The 15117-nt window shown below is 70.7% G+C and carries 12 protein-coding genes; 1 reads left to right on the forward strand and 11 read right to left on the reverse strand.

The window, feature by feature from the left end; genetic code table 11:
- Window positions 1-7: 7 nt before the first annotated feature.
- A complete protein-coding gene (locus tag ACIRJT_RS14910; protein WP_371623592.1) occupies window positions 8-1225 on the reverse strand; it encodes a helix-turn-helix domain-containing protein in 1218 nt (405 codons plus the stop codon).
- A gap of 1039 nt (window positions 1226-2264) precedes the next feature.
- Here ACIRJT_RS14910 and ACIRJT_RS14915 point away from each other — a divergent pair.
- Window positions 2265-2786, forward strand: a complete 522-nt coding sequence (locus ACIRJT_RS14915; protein WP_026290787.1) for a universal stress protein — start codon at window positions 2265-2267, stop codon at window positions 2784-2786.
- A gap of 125 nt (window positions 2787-2911) precedes the next feature.
- Here ACIRJT_RS14915 and glmS read toward each other — a convergent pair whose 3' ends face one another.
- The 10 genes from glmS to ACIRJT_RS14965 all read right to left on the reverse strand — a co-directional run bounded on the left by glmS (window position 2912) and on the right by ACIRJT_RS14965 (window position 15065).
- Window positions 2912-4741, reverse strand: coding sequence for a glutamine--fructose-6-phosphate transaminase (isomerizing) (gene glmS / locus ACIRJT_RS14920; protein WP_403908681.1), 1830 nt, complete (start codon window positions 4739-4741; stop codon window positions 2912-2914).
- Between the two features lie 75 nt (window positions 4742-4816).
- A complete protein-coding gene (locus tag ACIRJT_RS14925; protein WP_003968990.1) occupies window positions 4817-5092 on the reverse strand; it encodes a hypothetical protein in 276 nt (91 codons plus the stop codon).
- A gap of 86 nt (window positions 5093-5178) precedes the next feature.
- Window positions 5179-6069 carry a DUF4429 domain-containing protein gene (locus ACIRJT_RS14930; RefSeq protein WP_403908684.1) on the reverse strand — a complete coding sequence of 297 codons (891 nt, stop codon included), beginning with the start codon at window positions 6067-6069 and terminating at the stop codon, window positions 5179-5181.
- 117 nt (window positions 6070-6186) lie between these two features.
- Window positions 6187-7965, reverse strand: coding sequence for an IucA/IucC family protein (locus ACIRJT_RS14935; RefSeq protein WP_403908687.1), 1779 nt, complete (start codon window positions 7963-7965; stop codon window positions 6187-6189).
- Entirely contained in the window at window positions 7962-8546 is a 585-nt protein-coding gene (locus ACIRJT_RS14940; RefSeq protein ID WP_403908690.1) for a GNAT family N-acetyltransferase, read from the reverse strand. The genes ACIRJT_RS14935 and ACIRJT_RS14940 overlap by 4 nt, the downstream gene beginning before the upstream one ends.
- Window positions 8543-9820 (reverse strand): lysine N(6)-hydroxylase/L-ornithine N(5)-oxygenase family protein, encoded by a 1278-nt coding sequence (locus ACIRJT_RS14945; RefSeq protein WP_403908693.1) that lies wholly within the window; start codon window positions 9818-9820, stop codon window positions 8543-8545. Before ACIRJT_RS14945 ends, ACIRJT_RS14940 begins: the two co-directional genes overlap by 4 nt.
- Complete coding sequence (locus tag ACIRJT_RS14950; RefSeq protein WP_403908696.1) at window positions 9804-11252, reverse strand: pyridoxal phosphate-dependent decarboxylase family protein; 1449 nt, start codon at window positions 11250-11252, stop codon at window positions 9804-9806. Before ACIRJT_RS14950 ends, ACIRJT_RS14945 begins: the two co-directional genes overlap by 17 nt.
- Before the next feature lie 93 nt (window positions 11253-11345).
- Complete coding sequence (locus ACIRJT_RS14955; RefSeq protein ID WP_403908699.1) at window positions 11346-11897, reverse strand: hypothetical protein; 552 nt, start codon at window positions 11895-11897, stop codon at window positions 11346-11348.
- A 709-nt stretch (window positions 11898-12606) separates the two neighbouring features.
- Entirely contained in the window at window positions 12607-13509 is a 903-nt protein-coding gene (locus tag ACIRJT_RS14960) for a siderophore-interacting protein (RefSeq protein WP_403908702.1), read from the reverse strand.
- Between the two features lie 119 nt (window positions 13510-13628).
- Window positions 13629-15065 carry an FG-GAP and VCBS repeat-containing protein gene (locus ACIRJT_RS14965; protein WP_403908705.1) on the reverse strand — a complete coding sequence of 479 codons (1437 nt, stop codon included), beginning with the start codon at window positions 15063-15065 and terminating at the stop codon, window positions 13629-13631.
- Between the last annotated feature and the right edge of the window lie 52 nt (window positions 15066-15117).

The raw sequence follows: 15117 nt of genomic DNA on the forward strand, positions 1-15117 counted from the left end.
CCCCACCCTACGGGGCGCTCCGCTGTCCCGGCAGGGCCGGGCGTCCGGGAACGTACGCGTCGGGGCCCGGCAGGGACAGCTCCCCGGACCCCACCGACGCCGCCATGGCGACGGCCGAGGAGGACAGGGGCGAGCCCCGGCGTCCGGACGGTGGCCCCTGGCTGGGCACCATCGTCTCGACCACCGTCGCGGCGCTCTCCGCCACCCCCTGCGGACGGCGGGCCCGATAGGCGGCCCGGTACGCGGCGGGGGAGGAGCCGAGCTGGCGGCGGAAGTGCCCGCGCAGCGCGACCGGGGAGCGGAAGCCGCAGCGTCCGGCGACCTCGTCGACCGAATAGTCGGAGGTCTCCAGCAGCCGCTGCGCCTGCAGCACCCGCTGGGTGATCAGCCACTGCAACGGTGCGCTGCCGGTGAGCGAGCGGAACCTGCGGTCGAAGGTCCGCCTGCTCATGTAGGCGCGCGCGGCGAGCGTCTCCACGTCGAACTGCTCGTGCAGATGCTCCAGGGCCCAGGCCACGACCTCGGCGAGCGGGTCGGAGCCGATCTCCTCCGGTAAAGACCTGTCCAGGTAGCGCTCCTGCCCGCCACTGCGCCGCGGCGGCACGACGAGCCGGCGGGCGAGTGCCCCCGCGGCTTCCGTGCCGTGATCGGTGCGGACTATATGGAGGCAGAGATCGATCCCGGCGGCCGTGCCGGCGGAGGTGAGCACATCACCGTCGTCCACGAACAGTTCGCGCGGATCGACGTGCACCGACGGATAGCGCTTGGCCAGTGTCGGTGCGTACATCCAGTGTGTGGTGGCCGGCCGGCCGTCCAGCAGGCCGGCGGCCGCGAGCACGAAGGCTCCCGTGCACAGACCGACGATGCGGGCGCCCTCCTCGTGGGCGCGCCGCAGCGCGTCCAGAGCCTCGGCGGGCGGCGGCGAGGTGATCGACCGCCAGGCGGGCACCACCACGGTGCCGGCTCTGCTGATCGCCTCCAGGCCGTACGGCGCGGTGAGTTCGAGCCCACCGGTGGTGCGCAGCGGTCCTTCCTCGCCGCCGCAGACCAGCAGGCGGTAGCGGGGAACTCCCGCGTCCTGCCGGTCGATTCCGAAAACGGAGAGCGGGATGGAGCTCTCGAAGATAGGGCCGCCGCTGAACAGCAGCACGGCAACGACTTCCCGGCGTCGCCGCCCGGTCAGCTTGCGTGCGGCCTCCGTCGCGGCGGCGGAGTCCTGGCTCATGACGCTAAGCCCCCCTCGGTGTTCGCGTCTCCCTGGTCCTTACGGGCCTGTCGCTCCTGCACGTTTCCCCTCGGTGTCGCACGTGTCCCCAGTCTCCGATTTCCAAGATCGAATCTACTGCGTCGCGTGGTCCCGCCGTGACACCTTCCCCCACCAGCTCAATGTCGATAAGGAAACGTGGCGTGAAGCGTTCGATCACGAAGCGTTTCACCTGCGAAGCGCACAGGGAAGTGCCCTTCGACAACGTGGCCCGTCCGCGTCGGGTGAAAGCGTACCGCGCGGTCCGTTCCTGCCTGGTGGGCGGTGGGTTGTCCGGCCATCTCCGGAAGGGTTGGGCACCCAGGTGAAGTTGGCTGAAAACCATCGGTTGTGTGTGCTGTATCCGGTCACGCCGGGCGCACAACCGGCGCCTGACGGCCGCGCCGGTGCGCTCCCTCGACGCCGTGAGTCATGGCGTGTTCGGGCCGCCTCGGACGGATGCGGCGGTCCGTGGCGACGGGGACGGGGGTGGGGCTTCTCGGGGGCCGGATTACCGACCGATGGGCCGTGGGGCACCAGAACCGCGGGCCTCGGCCGCCGGTCGGGCGCCGCCCGGGGGCCGTCCGGAGGGCCTTGCCGTCCGCCGCTCCGGGCGCTGTCGCCGGGTCCGTCTCGAACGGGAGTCGCGTCGGGCTCGTCGCGGCGACGTGCCCCGGGGTGACGGCCCGGTGGCGGTGTGGCCAACAGGGACCGGGTGCGGGCCTCGCCGCCGGGTGTGCCGGGTGGTCGCCGGCCGACCCGAAAAACAGGACGGCGGACCTTGTTCGCCCCCTCCGAGGCCCGTGTACGACACAACCGGCATTGCCATCGCGGACAGGCTCGGGCATGCTCCCTCCAGCGTCACGCACGCTTTTGCGGGGGTCTGGGCGGTGGAGGAGTGGCGCCGTACCCTTGGGGGTATGGGGTTGGGAAGATGATTCCCGGACAGAGCTTCACCACCAGCTGATGCACCGCTCGAAACCGTTCCCTCCTCACGAGGACTCTCTTCGCCGAGACACCGATGGCCGGTCACGAAATCCCTGAACCCAAAGACCGCAAGCCGGTAGCCGACCCAGGGTCGGAGCCGCGGACGGTCGAAGAAGCACGCCATGCGTGCGATCCCGCCTTCCGGCACGGAGTCGTGGTCGGTTTCGACGGCTCCACGTCCAGCGAGCGGGCTCTCGCCTACGCCATCGGCATGGCCGGACGCTCCGGCTCCGGTCTGATCATCGTCCACGTCGCCAACCGGCTGCCGACCACGGTCTGGGCGGGCTGCGAGCCCCCCGTCTTCGTCGACGTCCCCGATCACCGCACCGAGGTCCTCGGCCTGGAACTGGCCTGCGCGGACTACCTCTCCGAGGTGCCCTGGGTGCTCGTCGAGCGCGGTGGCGACATCTGTCACGAACTGGAGGAGGTCGGCCGGGAGTACGCTGCCGACGCGATCGTCGTGGGCTCCACGCACGGCATCGTCGGCCGGATCTTCGGGTCCGTGGCCGGCCGTCTCGCCCGCCGCGCGCAACGCCCCGTCATCGTCATTCCCTGAAGGCCTCGCATGCCTGAGGGCTTCCGCGCTTCCTGAGGGGTCGCCAGAAAGTCCTGGAGCGGCACGCGTTGGGCCCCGTACCGCCTTCGTGGCGGGTACGGGGCCCAAGGTCTGTGTACCGCCGTCTACTCGACCGTCACGGACTTCGCCAGGTTGCGCGGCTTGTCGATGTCACGGCCCATCGCGAGGGCCGTGTGGTAGGCGAACAGCTGGAGCGGGATGCCCATGAGGATCGGGTCCAGCTCGTTCTCGTTCTTCGGCACGACGATGGTGTGGTCGGCCTTCTCCTGCACCTGGTGGGCGACGGCGAGGATGCGGCCGCTGCGGGCCTTGATCTCCTCCATCGCGGCGCGGTTCTTCTCCAGCAGGTCGTCGTCCGGCACGATCGCCACGGTCGGCATCGCGGGCTCGATCAGCGCGAGCGGCCCGTGCTTCAGCTCGGAGGCCGGGTAGGCCTCGGCGTGGATGTACGAGACCTCCTTCAGCTTCAGGGAGGCCTCGCGGGCCACCGGGTAACCGCGCACCCGGCCGATGAACATCATCGACTTGGCGTCCGCGTACTCCGCCGCGAGCCGCTTGATCTCGTCCTCTTGTCCCAGGATCTCGCTGATCTGGTCCGGCAGCCGGCGCAGCCCGTCGATGATCCGCTTGCCGTCGGCGACCGACAGGTCACGGATCCGGCCCAGGTGCAGGGCGAGCAGCGCGAAGGCGACCACGGTGTTGGTGAAGCACTTGGTGGAGACCACGCAGACCTCCGGCCCCGCGTGGACGTACGTACCGCCGTCGGCCTCACGGGCGATCGCGGAGCCGACCACGTTGACCACGCCGAGGACCCGGGCGCCCTTGCGCTTCAGCTCCTGGACGGCCGCCAGGACGTCGTACGTCTCGCCCGACTGGGAGACCGCGACGTACAGGGTGTCGGGGTCCACGACCGGGTTGCGGTAGCGGAACTCGGAGGCCGGCTCGGCGTCGGCGGGGATGCGGGCCAGCTCCTCGATCAGCTGGGCGCCGATCTGGCCCGCGTGGTACGAGGTGCCGCAGCCGAGGATCTTGATCCGGCGCACCCCGCGCGCCTCGCGGGCGTCCAGGTTGAGGCCGCCCAGGTGCACGGTGGAGAACCGGTCGTCGATCCGGCCGCGCAGGACGCGGTCCACGGCGTCGGCCTGCTCGGAGATCTCCTTGTGCATGTACGTGTCGTGGCCGCCCATGTCGTACGACTCGGCCTCCCACTCCACGGTGGTCGGTGTGGCCGTCGTGGTCGAGCCCTCCGTGGTGTACGTACGGAAGTCGTCGGCCTTCAGGGTGGCCATCTCGCCGTCGTCCAGCGTGACGACCTGGCGCGTGTGGGCGACCAGGGCGGCGACGTCGGAGGCGACGAACATCTCCTTCTCGCCGATGCCGAGGACGACCGGGGAGCCGTTGCGCGCGACCACGATGCGGTCGTTGAAGTCGGCGTGCAGCACGGCGATGCCGTAGGTGCCCTCGACGTGGCGCAGCGCCTCGCGGACCTTCTCCTCCAGGGTGTCGGCCTGCGCACGGGCGATCAGGTGGACCAGCACCTCGGTGTCGGTCTCGGAGAGGAAGACGATGCCGTCGGCGGTGAGCTTGGCGCGCAGCTCGGAGGCGTTGTCGATGATCCCGTTGTGGACGACGGCGACCTTGTTCTCCGCGTCCAGGTGCGGGTGGGCGTTCTCGTCGCTCGGCGCGCCGTGGGTGGCCCAGCGGGTGTGGGCGATGCCGGTGGTGCCGGCGAAGCGCTTGGGGACCTTGGCCTCCAGCTCGCGGACCCGGCCCTTGGCCTTGACCATCTTCAGCGCGCCCGGCTTGCCCGCCGCCACCTTGCCGGTGATGACGATGCCCGCGGAGTCGTACCCCCGGTACTCCAGCCGCTGCAGGCCCTCCAGCAGCAGTGGAGCGACGTCACGCCTACCGATGTATCCGACGATTCCGCACATGTGTTCTCTGCCCCTCCATCGACGTACACGCATTCCCGTTCGGCGCCCCGCACGGGCGCCCGGCGGACCCGGGGGTCAGCCGTAGACGATGCGGCGCAGCTGGCGGAGCGACAGCTCCGGCGGCGCCACGGCGCGGTGCGGCAGCTCGGCCGCGATCCGCTCGAAGATCTCCGTGTTGACCAGGCCGCCGGACTGCAGTTCGCGGTGGCGGCGCCGGACGAAGTCGTCGGTGCTCTCGTCGAAGTACGCCAGCACGTCGAGGATCACCCGGGCCGCCTCGCCGCGCTGGAGCGCGGTGGAGCGTACGAGGTGATCGATGAGGTCGTCGTGCGACGAGCGGCGTTCAAGCACCCGTCGATATTGCTTGTCGAGGCGCGCTTAGGCAAGAAATCTGCCCGATATCGGGCAGGAGTGCTGGGGAAGGCCGCCCGAACGCGTTACATGCTACGCAGAACGGCCTGCTTCGCGACGCTGAACTCCTCGTCGGTGAGCACTCCCGCCCGGTGCAGCTCGCCCAGCTCCCGCAGCCGCCGCAGCAGCGTGTCGTGGTCACCGGCGGGCGGGGCGGCTGCCGGGGCCGGATCGGCCGCCTCGGCCAGGGCCGGGGCCGCCTCCGGGGCGGTCTGTGCCGCACGGGCCCCGGGCAGGCGCATCAGCACCGCCGCCGCGACCAGGACCGCCGTGTGCTCCTTCCTGGACATCCCCCACAGGTCCAGGGCGTACGCGTCGTACTTCGGCGGGGCCGAGACGGGCCCCTCGACCGGCTCGAAGCGCAGATAGCCGTTCTCCAGGCCGATCGACGGCATCCACCGCACGCCGGCGATCCGCGACAGCGGGAAGGTGGTCGGGCCCCCGGCGGTCTTGGACTCCTCCGCCTTCCAGTTCCAGGTCAGCCGGACGCTCTCGCCGTCGAAGGACGCCGTCCCGTCGCCGCCCCCGCCGGAGACCGGCAGCGCGGGGCCCGGCAGCAGGAAGCGGTCCACGGGGCCGTCCGGCACCTGCTCGATCAGCAGCGCGTTGCGGACCTCGTCGACGAAGTACTCCGCGACCCCCGTGCGGTCCTTCTCCACGGTCAGCACATAGGGGTCGGCGCCGTCCTTGAGGCGGCCGTCGGCGGCCCGCAGCACCGGGCAGGCGCCACCGCGCAGGCGCAGCCGCAGCCGTCCGCCCTTGCGGTCCGGTTCGAACGAGATGCCCGCCACCGCCTGCACGGGTACGGCTGTCTCACCCAGCTCCTGCCGGACGGGGTGCGCCTTTCCGCCGGGCACGATGCGCACGGTGTCCCCGTCGAATGTCCATGTGCCGTCCCGCTGGATGATTTCTGCCATGTCCGTGATTCTGCCAGCCCGGCTGCGGGCCGCGCCGAAGAAGGTGAGCGCCCGGGGGACCGTCCCCGGGCGCTCACCGGTCAGGAGGGCCGCCGCGGTCCGGCGGCGGGGGCCGGCTCAGAACCCGGCGATCGGGCTCTTCAGGCGGCCCACCAACTGAAGGGCTCCGGCAGGGTCGTTGAGGTCGACCATCTGCTGGTTGTTCCGCAGTTGGAGGCGGTTGAGGCAGGAGAGCGCGAACTCCGGCTCGAAAAGGTCGTACTGCTTGAACTTGTCCGCGAGATACGGCACCGATCCCTGGTAGTCGCGCACACAGGCGGCGACCGTCCGCCAGAAGGTGTCCTCGTCCAGGACGCCCTCGGTGTCCAGGCCCGCGCCCAGGAAGCGGAAGAAGCAGTCGAAGACGTCGGTGAGGACCGACAGCAGTTTCATGTCCTCGGGGACGTCGGCCCGGATCCGTTCGACCTGCGGCGGCAGCACCGCGTCCGGGTCCATCACCGCGATCTCCTCGGCGATGTCCTTGAAGATCGTGCGGGTGACGACGCCGTCCTCCACGACCAGGATCACGTTCTCGCCGTGCGGCATGTAGACGAGGTCGTAGGCGTAGAAGCTGTGCAGCACCGGCACCAGGTAGGCGTCCAGGTAGCGCCGCAGCCACACCCGCGGGTCCAGACCCGACTCGGCGATCAGCGCCCCGGCCACCGAGCCGCCCTCGTGGTCGGTGTGCAGCAGCGAGGCCATCGTCGCGACCCGCTCGCCGGACCGGAGGCCCGGCACGGGGCTCTCGCGCCACAGGGCGGCCAGCATCTTCCGGTACGGGGAGCCCTTGGCGGTGGCCGCCTCGTAGGACCGGTGGTGGTAGCCGATCGCGGCCCGCTCCCGGATGATCGAGAACCCGGTCCCGCGCAGCAGTGCGTCGCGCTCGATCAGACCGGCCAGCCAGTCGTTGATCGCGGGCGTGGCCTCCATGTACGCGGCGGACAGGCCGCGCATGAAGCCCATGTTCAGGACCGACAGCGCCGTTTTGACGTAGTGCTTCTCCGGGTGGTCGGTGTTGAAGAACGTGCGGATCGACTGCTGGGCGAGATAGCCGTCCTCGCCCTCGCCGAGCACCACCAGATGCCGTGCCGCCAGCTCACCGGCGAAGGTGACCGCGAGCTTGTTCCACCATTGCCAGGGGTGGACGGGCAGCAGGAAGTAGTCGGCCGGGTCGAGGCCGAGCCCGCGCAGCGCGCCGTCGAACCGCTTCCGGGCCGCCTCGCTCAGCTCGCCCTCGATCAGCGCGTCGTAGTCGAGACCGGCGCCGGCGGTGAAGGTGGCCCGGTCCCGGTGGGCGGCCAGCCAGACGAGCCGGATCTCCGAGGCCGCCTCGGGGGCGTACGCGCGGTACTCGTCCACGCCGAAGCCGAGCCGCCCGTTGTTGGCGACGAAGCACGGGTGGCCCTCGGTCATCCCGGTCTCGATGGCCTGGAAGCCCGCGGCGACGAGCTGGCCGGAGGTCGCCGGTTCCTTGGTGAGTTTGTAGGCGGTTCCGGCCAGGGTGGAGGAGACCTCCTCCAGGTAGACCGGCAGGACCTCCGCGGAGATCCCGAGCGTGTGCCGCAGATCGATGAAGAACTCCAGCGTGTCCAGAGGGAGTTCGGAGCCGTGTCGGTGTCGGGTGATGGTCCCGGCGTCGATCTGCCAGTGGTCCAGGGCGAAGAGGCGTGCGGTGAAGCGGTACTCGGTGGAGGCGTCGTCGCTACGGACGGTGTAGCGGTCGTCGCCGAGTGGCGCTGGGGTCAGGAGTCGTTCGTGGCTGAATTCCGCCAGTGCTTTGCGTACCAGCAGTCGGTTTGCTGTGGCCCAGCGCTCCGGGGAGAGGTGGGCGACGCTGTCGGTGAGGGCGGTCGTCATCGGTCGTTACCTCCGGTTGCTGCTTCGAACTGCGCACGGGTGCAGGCGCTGAGCAGGGCGTCCTTCTCCGGCTTGGCGATCTCCCGGAGCACCTCGAAGCCGACGGCCTTGTTGAGTGCCTGCACGGCGCTGTTGGTCACGTCGGGCTCGACGACGACCCGGCGCACCGATGGGTCGGCGAAGAGGAAATCCATCACGGTGGTGATCACGGCCCGGGTGAAGCCGTGCACCGGGGTGTCCGTGGGGGCGACCAGGAAGTGCATCCCGACGTCGCCGGGCTCCGCCTCGTACAGCCCCTTCAGCTCGACCTCGGTCGGGTCGTAGCGCTCGATCAGGAAGGCGGGCGCGCCGTCGTGCAGCCCGATGAACGCGTCGTGGTGCGGGTGGGCGGCGATGGACCGGTACTCCCGTTCCACGTCCGCGAGTTCGGCGTCGCCCATCAGCCAGAACGCGGCCTTGGGATGGGTCACCCAGCGGTGCACCGGTTCGGCGTCGGCGGCGGGGTCCAGCGGGCGGACGGCGAAGGCGCCGAGCCCGTCGGGGCGGCGTTCGTCGGGACGGTGTTTGTCGGGGCGGCTCATACGGCGAACTCCTGGAAGGCGATGGACTTCTCGACCGGGTAGACCTCACGGCCGAGCAGCTCGCCGATGATGTACGCGTTGCGGTAGGCGCCCATGCCGAGGTCGGGCGAGGTGATCGAGTGGGTGTGCACCGAGGCGTTCTGGAGGAAGACCCCGCGCCCGGTGGTGTCGATGCTGTAGTTGCGGGCCACGTCGAAGCGGCCCCGGCTGTCGTGGCGCAGCCGCCCGGTTATGGGCGCGAGGAAGGCGGGCGCCTCGTACCGGTAGCCGGTGGCGAGGATCAGGCCCTCGGTGGTCAGGGAGTAGTCCTTGCCCTGCTCCTCCTGGCGCAGCCCCAGGCTGTACGCGCCGCCCTCCGCGTCGTGACGCGCGCTGACGAGGGCGGAGTTGGTGAGCAGCCGGGTCGGCGCGGGTCCGCCGATGTTCTTCTGGTAGAGCAGGTCGAAGATCGCGTCGATCAGCTCCCCGTCGATGCCCTTGAACAGCCCCTTCTGGCCGGTCTCCAGCCGGTAGCGGGTCTCCTCGGGCAGCGCGTGGAAGTAGTCGATGTACTCCGGTGAGGTCATCTCCAGCGTCAGCTTGGTGTACTCCAGCGGGAAGAACCGCGGGGAGCGGGTGACCCAGGTGAGCCGGTAGCCGTAGGTGTCGATCTCGGAGAGCAGGTCGTAGTAGATCTCCGCCGCGCTCTGCCCGCTGCCGACCAGGGTGATCGACTTCTTCTTCTGGAGTTCCGCTTTCCCTTCCAGATAACGGGAGTTGTGCAGGAAGTCGCCGCCGAGTCCCTGGCAGGCGTCCGGGAGGTGCGGCGGGGTGCCGGTGCCGAGGACCAGGTGCCGGGACCGGAACAGCTCACCGGAGGCGGTGCGTACGGTGTAGAGCGCGGAGCCCTCCTCGTACGTCACCGTCTCGACGGTCCGGTCGAACCGGATGCTGCTCAGTTTCGCGGCGGCCCAGCGGCAGTAGTCGTTGTACTCGGTCCGCAGCGGGTAGAAGTTCTCCCGGATGTAGAAGGAGTAGAGCCGGCCGCGTTCCTTGAGATAGTTCAGGAACGAGTACGGCGAGGTCGGGTCGGCCATCGTGACCAGGTCCGACATGAACGGCGTCTGGAGATGGGCCCCTTCGAGGAACATCCCGGCGTGCCACTCGAAGTCCGGCTTGGACTCCAGGAAGACGCCGTTCAGCTCGTCGATCGGCTCGGTCAGGCAGGCCAGGCCGAGGTTGAACGGGCCGAGCCCGATCCCGATGAAGTCGTGGGGTTCAGGAAGCGCGGTCAAGGGAGTCTCCCAGGTACTTCTCGGCGTGGCCGGAGATCAGATCGAGGACCGCGGCGATGTCGTGCACGGTCGTTTCGGGGTTGAGCAGGGTGAACTTCAGGTACTGGCGGTCGCCCACCTTGGTGCCCGCGACGATGGCCTCGCCGGAGGCGAACAGCGCCTTGCGGGCGTGGAGGTTGGCGCGATCGATCTCGTCGGGGGAGGTGACGCCGGAGGGGATGTAGCGGAAGACGAGCGTGGAGAGCTGCGGCTCGACGACCACGTCGAAGCGCGGGTCGGCGGCGAGCAGTTGCCAGCCCTCGGCGGCCAGGTCGCAGACCTCGTCGAACAGTTCGCCGATGCCGTCCGCGCCCATGACGCGCAGCGTCATCCACAGCTTGAGCGCGTCGAACCGGCGGGTCGTCTGGAGGGACTTGTCGACCTGGTTGGGTATCCGCTCCTCGGCCATCCGGCGCGGGTTCAGATACTCCGCGTGGTACGTCGCGTGCCGCAGGGTCGCCCGGTCGCGGACCAGCACGGCCGATGAACTGACGGGCTGGAAGAAGGACTTGTGGTAGTCCACGGTGACCGAGTCGGCGTGCGCGATGCCTTCCAGCAGGCCGCCGCGCTCACGGGAGGCGAGCAGCCCGCAGCCGTACGCGGCGTCCACGTGCATCCAGACGGCGAACTGTTCGCAGAGCGCGGCGATCTCGGGCAGCGGGTCGATGGACCCGAAGTCCGTGGTGCCGGCGGTGGCGACGACGGCCATCGGGACGGAGCCCTCGGCGACACAGCGCTCCAGGGCGCGGGCGAGGGCCACGGTCCGCATGCGCTTGTCGCGGTCCACGGGCACGGAGACGACGGCGTCCGGTCCGAGGCCGAGGAGCCCCGCCGACTTCTGCACGCTGAAGTGGCTGCACTCGGAGGTGAGGATCCGCAGCCGGGTGAAGTGCTCCGGCCGGATCTTCGCCTCCTCCCGCGCCAGCAGCAGGGCCTGGAGGTTGGACTGCGTGCCGCCGCTGGTGAAGATCCCGTCGGCGGCCGGACCGAGCCCGATCCGCTCGGTGGTCCAGTCGATCAGCCGGCGCTCGATGAGCGTGCCGCCCGCGCTCTGGTCCCAGGTGTCCAGGGAGGAGTTGATCGCGGAGAGCACGGCTTCTCCGAGCACGGCGGGTATGACGACCGGGCAGTTGAGGTGGCCCAGGTAGCGGGGGTGGTGGAAGTAGACGGCGTCACGGAGGTAGACCTCGCCGAGCTCGTCGAGGGCCGCGGCGGCGTCGCCCAGCGGCCGGTCGAGGTCGATCGCGTCGATGACGGGGGAGAGCTCGTCGACCCCGACCCCGCTGAAGGGTCGCTCGGTGGCGGCGAGCGTGGCCGCGACCCGTTCCACTCCTGCGGAGACGGTGTGCCGATAGTGCTCCGCGGTCGTGTTGTTGAGCAGGTGCGAACGCATGGAGGGGTCCTCCCGGGTGAGGGGAACTTCATCGCGGCCCTCCGGGCAGGAAGGGGGGACGAGGGCGCGATGCCGAAGTAAGGCGAGCCTAACCTAACCTGGATTCGATCGTTTCCCTCGCCCCGGGGGTGCGCCGTTTGTCCCCCTCCCCTCCCCTTCCTCTGCCCCTTCCCTCCCTTGTCCCTCCACTCGCTCTCCCCACTTCCCCTTCTTCCCCTGTCCGCAGGGCCGGGTGGTGAGCGTCTGTCGCTGTTCACGCGAGCTCGTGAGGGATTCTCGGCGTGGACCGACGGGGCTCGTCGGGCGGCCGAGGAGCGTGTACGGCGTTCGGGTCCGGGGAGTCCCCACCTGGGACTTGTCGGGGGGACCGGAGCTGGGGAACAGCGACGGCGCGATGGGCCGGCCCAGCCGCTCCTCCCATACGGTCGACCACTTCTCGAGCTCCGGGAAGGCCTCCCGAACCGCCGTCCGGTTGATGAAGCTGTATTTCTGATGAACGAATCCCTTGCGGATGTCCTCATCGCTGAGCTTTCCCGTGCTCTTCAGCTCATCCCATTTCGCGCGGGCCTCAGCCACCATGACGTCGGACGAGATGTGGAAGTCCCCGTCGCTGGGTCCGAACGGCTTCCCGTTCTCGTCGAGCATCCCCAGTTTGTGCAACGCGTCGAACGGACGGCGTGCCGGGCGCTCGGCGGTGGGTGTGGAGCCCATCCACGCCTGGACCGCGCCGTCGCCACCGACTGCCCCGCCAGGTCCCGTTCGGTCGGGAAGTCCTTGTGGCGGCCCGAGAAGAAGAACGCCCATGATCCCTGGAGCCGTACGTCATAGTCCTGGGGGCGCTCGCAGGCGGAGCACAGGACCTTGAACAGGGAAGCCGACATGCGCTTGAACTGGTGGGGATTCGCACCCAACGGGGCCTGGTAGTGGCGCCACCACCTGACCTGCTGTTGTGTCAGCCCGAGGAATTCCAGGTCCCGGGGCTGGATGCGGTATCCCGTGTCATCGACCGGCCATGCGCGGCCCCCCTCGCTCTGGCTTCCCGGGACCCTGCCGTCGGCATCGATGAGCCCCTCGGCCTGGGCCTTCTGACGCCTCTTGAGGAAGCCCGGGTCCTCGTCGGCCGACGGACCCGCCAGGACGGCCTGCCCGTGCACGCTCGTGGTGACCGGCCAGGAGGTTACCGCCGCGGTCGGGGCGACCGCCGGACCTGACAGAACCAGTGCCGCAAGGGCCAGTACGGTCACCGGGGTGATCACGCGTGACCCGGGGGCGTCGGCGGCGTTCCCGGATGCCCACCGGAAAGGGTGAACCTCGGACGGGTCCGACGTCGGACCACGTCGAAGATGTCAGCAACTCACGTCTTCATGCCCGTGGGTTCTTCGGGACCGCCGCTGGCGGCGCCGGCCGTCACTTCCGCTTCCGCCCTCCGCGACTGCTCCTCGGGGAGACCGCGCCGCCAGTACGCGGAGGACGTCACCCGCTCCTGGTCGAAGCCCCGCTCGTGGACGAGGTGGTGGCGCAGTGCCCGCACTCCGGAGGCCTCGCCCGCGATCCACGCGTACGGAGTGCCCCCGGGCAGCGCGGCGGTGCGCACGGTCTCCACGCCGCAGGCGGCCCCCTCGTTCCGGACGAGCCAGCTGATCCGGGCCTTCGCCGCGGTGTTCAGCGCCTGCCGGTCCTCGGTGCACGGGACCTCCAGCCAGACCCGGGCCGGCAGCCCCGCCGGCAGCCATTCCAGGGCGGCGGCCGCGGCGGGCAGGGCGGTCTCGTCGGCCCGGATCAGCACCCAGTCGGTGTCGGCGGGCGGCCGGAAGCGTACGGCGGCGTTGTCCGCCGCGGCGGGGCCCAGCACGGCGAGCCGGTCGCCGGGGGAGGCCGTCAGCGCCCAGCGGCAGCCGGGGCCGCCGGCGGCGTGCAGCACGACGTCGACGTCGACCTCGGTGGAGCCGTCGGCCCGCAGTCGTTGGGCCCGCACGGCGTACGAACGCGTCACCGCCCGTTCGTCCTCGGGCAGTGCCCGCCCTTTCTCGTGCCACGCCCCGCTCCCGCCCGCCGGGACCACCGCCGCGCTCTGTCCCGGGCGGGGCAGCAGGACCGACAGGCTCTGGTCGCGGCCCCCGCCGTTGAACCCCTCGGCCCCCGGTCCGCCGAGCGTGATCCGCAGGATGGAGGGGCCCAGCCGCCTGGTCCGCAGAACGGTCAGCTCGAAGAGCCGGAACGGGGCGACTTCGGGGGCGGTGGCGGTCGTCGGCGTCAACGGGGGCTCCTCCGGGACGGGCCGGAGCGCCGGGCGGACGGGCCCGGCGCTCCGGCTGGGGTGATCCGAAGAAAGGTTAGCCTAACCTTGCTTGATTGAAGAGGGTGTGGCGCCCGCGTCTACTCCGGCAGATCCGCCCCGGTCTCCCGCAGGACGACCGAACCGGCCCCCGTCACCCCGCCCTTGGCCCCGGGCAGGATCCGCACCGTGTTCTCGCCCGGCACCGCGACCGCCAGATCGGCGCGCCCGTTCCGGTCGAGGTCCCGCAGCCGCAGGTCGTAGCCGAAGGAGTCCTGGGCCACCGTGCCCCCGGCCACGCCGGGCAGCGTCTTGTCGAACACGATCGAACGCGACCCCTTCAGCCCGCCCGATCCCCCGCGGAACACATACGCCGCGCCGGCCGCGCTCTTCTTCCCGGCCGCCTCGCCCGGTACGCCGACCGCGAGGTCCGCGTAGCCGTCCCCGTCGGCGTCCCCCGCCGCCAGCGACGCGCCGAACTCGTCGTTCGCCTCCGAGGCCCCCGCGATCCCGGCCGTCGACTGGCTGAACGTGACGCTCCGCGAACCCGGCCCGGCCGAAGCCCCGTACCAGAGGGTGACCGAGCCCCGGCCGCCGCTCGCGTACGGATTGCCGACGGCGATGTCCCCGTAACCGTTCCGGTCGAAGTCGCCGATGACCGCGTCGAGCCGCTCGTGCTGGTTCTTGCCGTCGATGACCTTGGCCGGGCCGGAGGAGAGGCCGGCGGCGGAGCCCTTCAGGAACCACGCCTCGGTCCGGAACGTGCTGCCGATGCCTCGGACCCCGACGGCGACCAGGTCGGTCCTCCCGTCACCCGTGACCTTCCCGGCCGCCAGGCTGTCGGCGTACCAGCCCTGCCCCGACCGGTCGTACGCGGTGACCTTCCCGAGGCCGCCGGACTTGGTGAACCCGCCCCGGTACAACAGGACGTCACCGGCGTTGACGGTCGCGATGTCGGGCCGTCCGTCCCCGTCGAAGTCGCCGGTCGCGATGTCCCTGCCGAACGCGCCGTACGCCCCACCACCCTTACGGGGCAGGGCCGTTCCGCCCTTGAGTCCCTTGGTCGAGCCCCAGACGACGGTGACCGAGCCCACGGGGGTCTTGCCGGACTCCTCGCCGGGGTTGCCGACGACGAGGTCCGCGTACCCGTCCCGGTCGAGGTCCGCACCGGCCAGCGCCGCACCGAACTGGTCGTTCTCCTCCCCGGCCCCGGGAACCCCCGGCGAGTCCTGGTGGACGAGCTGCGTCTTCGTGGTCAGCCCCTTCGGCCCGCCGAAGGTGACGAGCACCGCGCCGCCCGAGAAGGAGAGCGTGCCGTCGTCGACGGCGTTGTACGCGTACGGCACGGCCAGGTCGCGGTAGCCGTCCCCGTTGAAGTCGTCGTAGTGCTTGGCGGCGGCCGCCGACGCCGGAGCGGCCAGCAGAAGCGGGGCCGGGCAGGCTGCCAGCACGACGCCCGCGGCGACCGACGCCGCACGGAGGCGGGGGAGGCGCACGCGGGAGGCGCGGGCGCGGGGGAGAGGAGAGGTCTGGATCATGAAGGGCTGCTGCTCCTGCGTTTGAGGGCCGTGCCCGCGACGGGGCACGGCT

Source organism: Streptomyces sp. NPDC102283 (genome assembly GCF_044766265.1).
Taxonomy (GTDB): Bacteria; Actinomycetota; Actinomycetes; order Streptomycetales; family Streptomycetaceae; genus Streptomyces.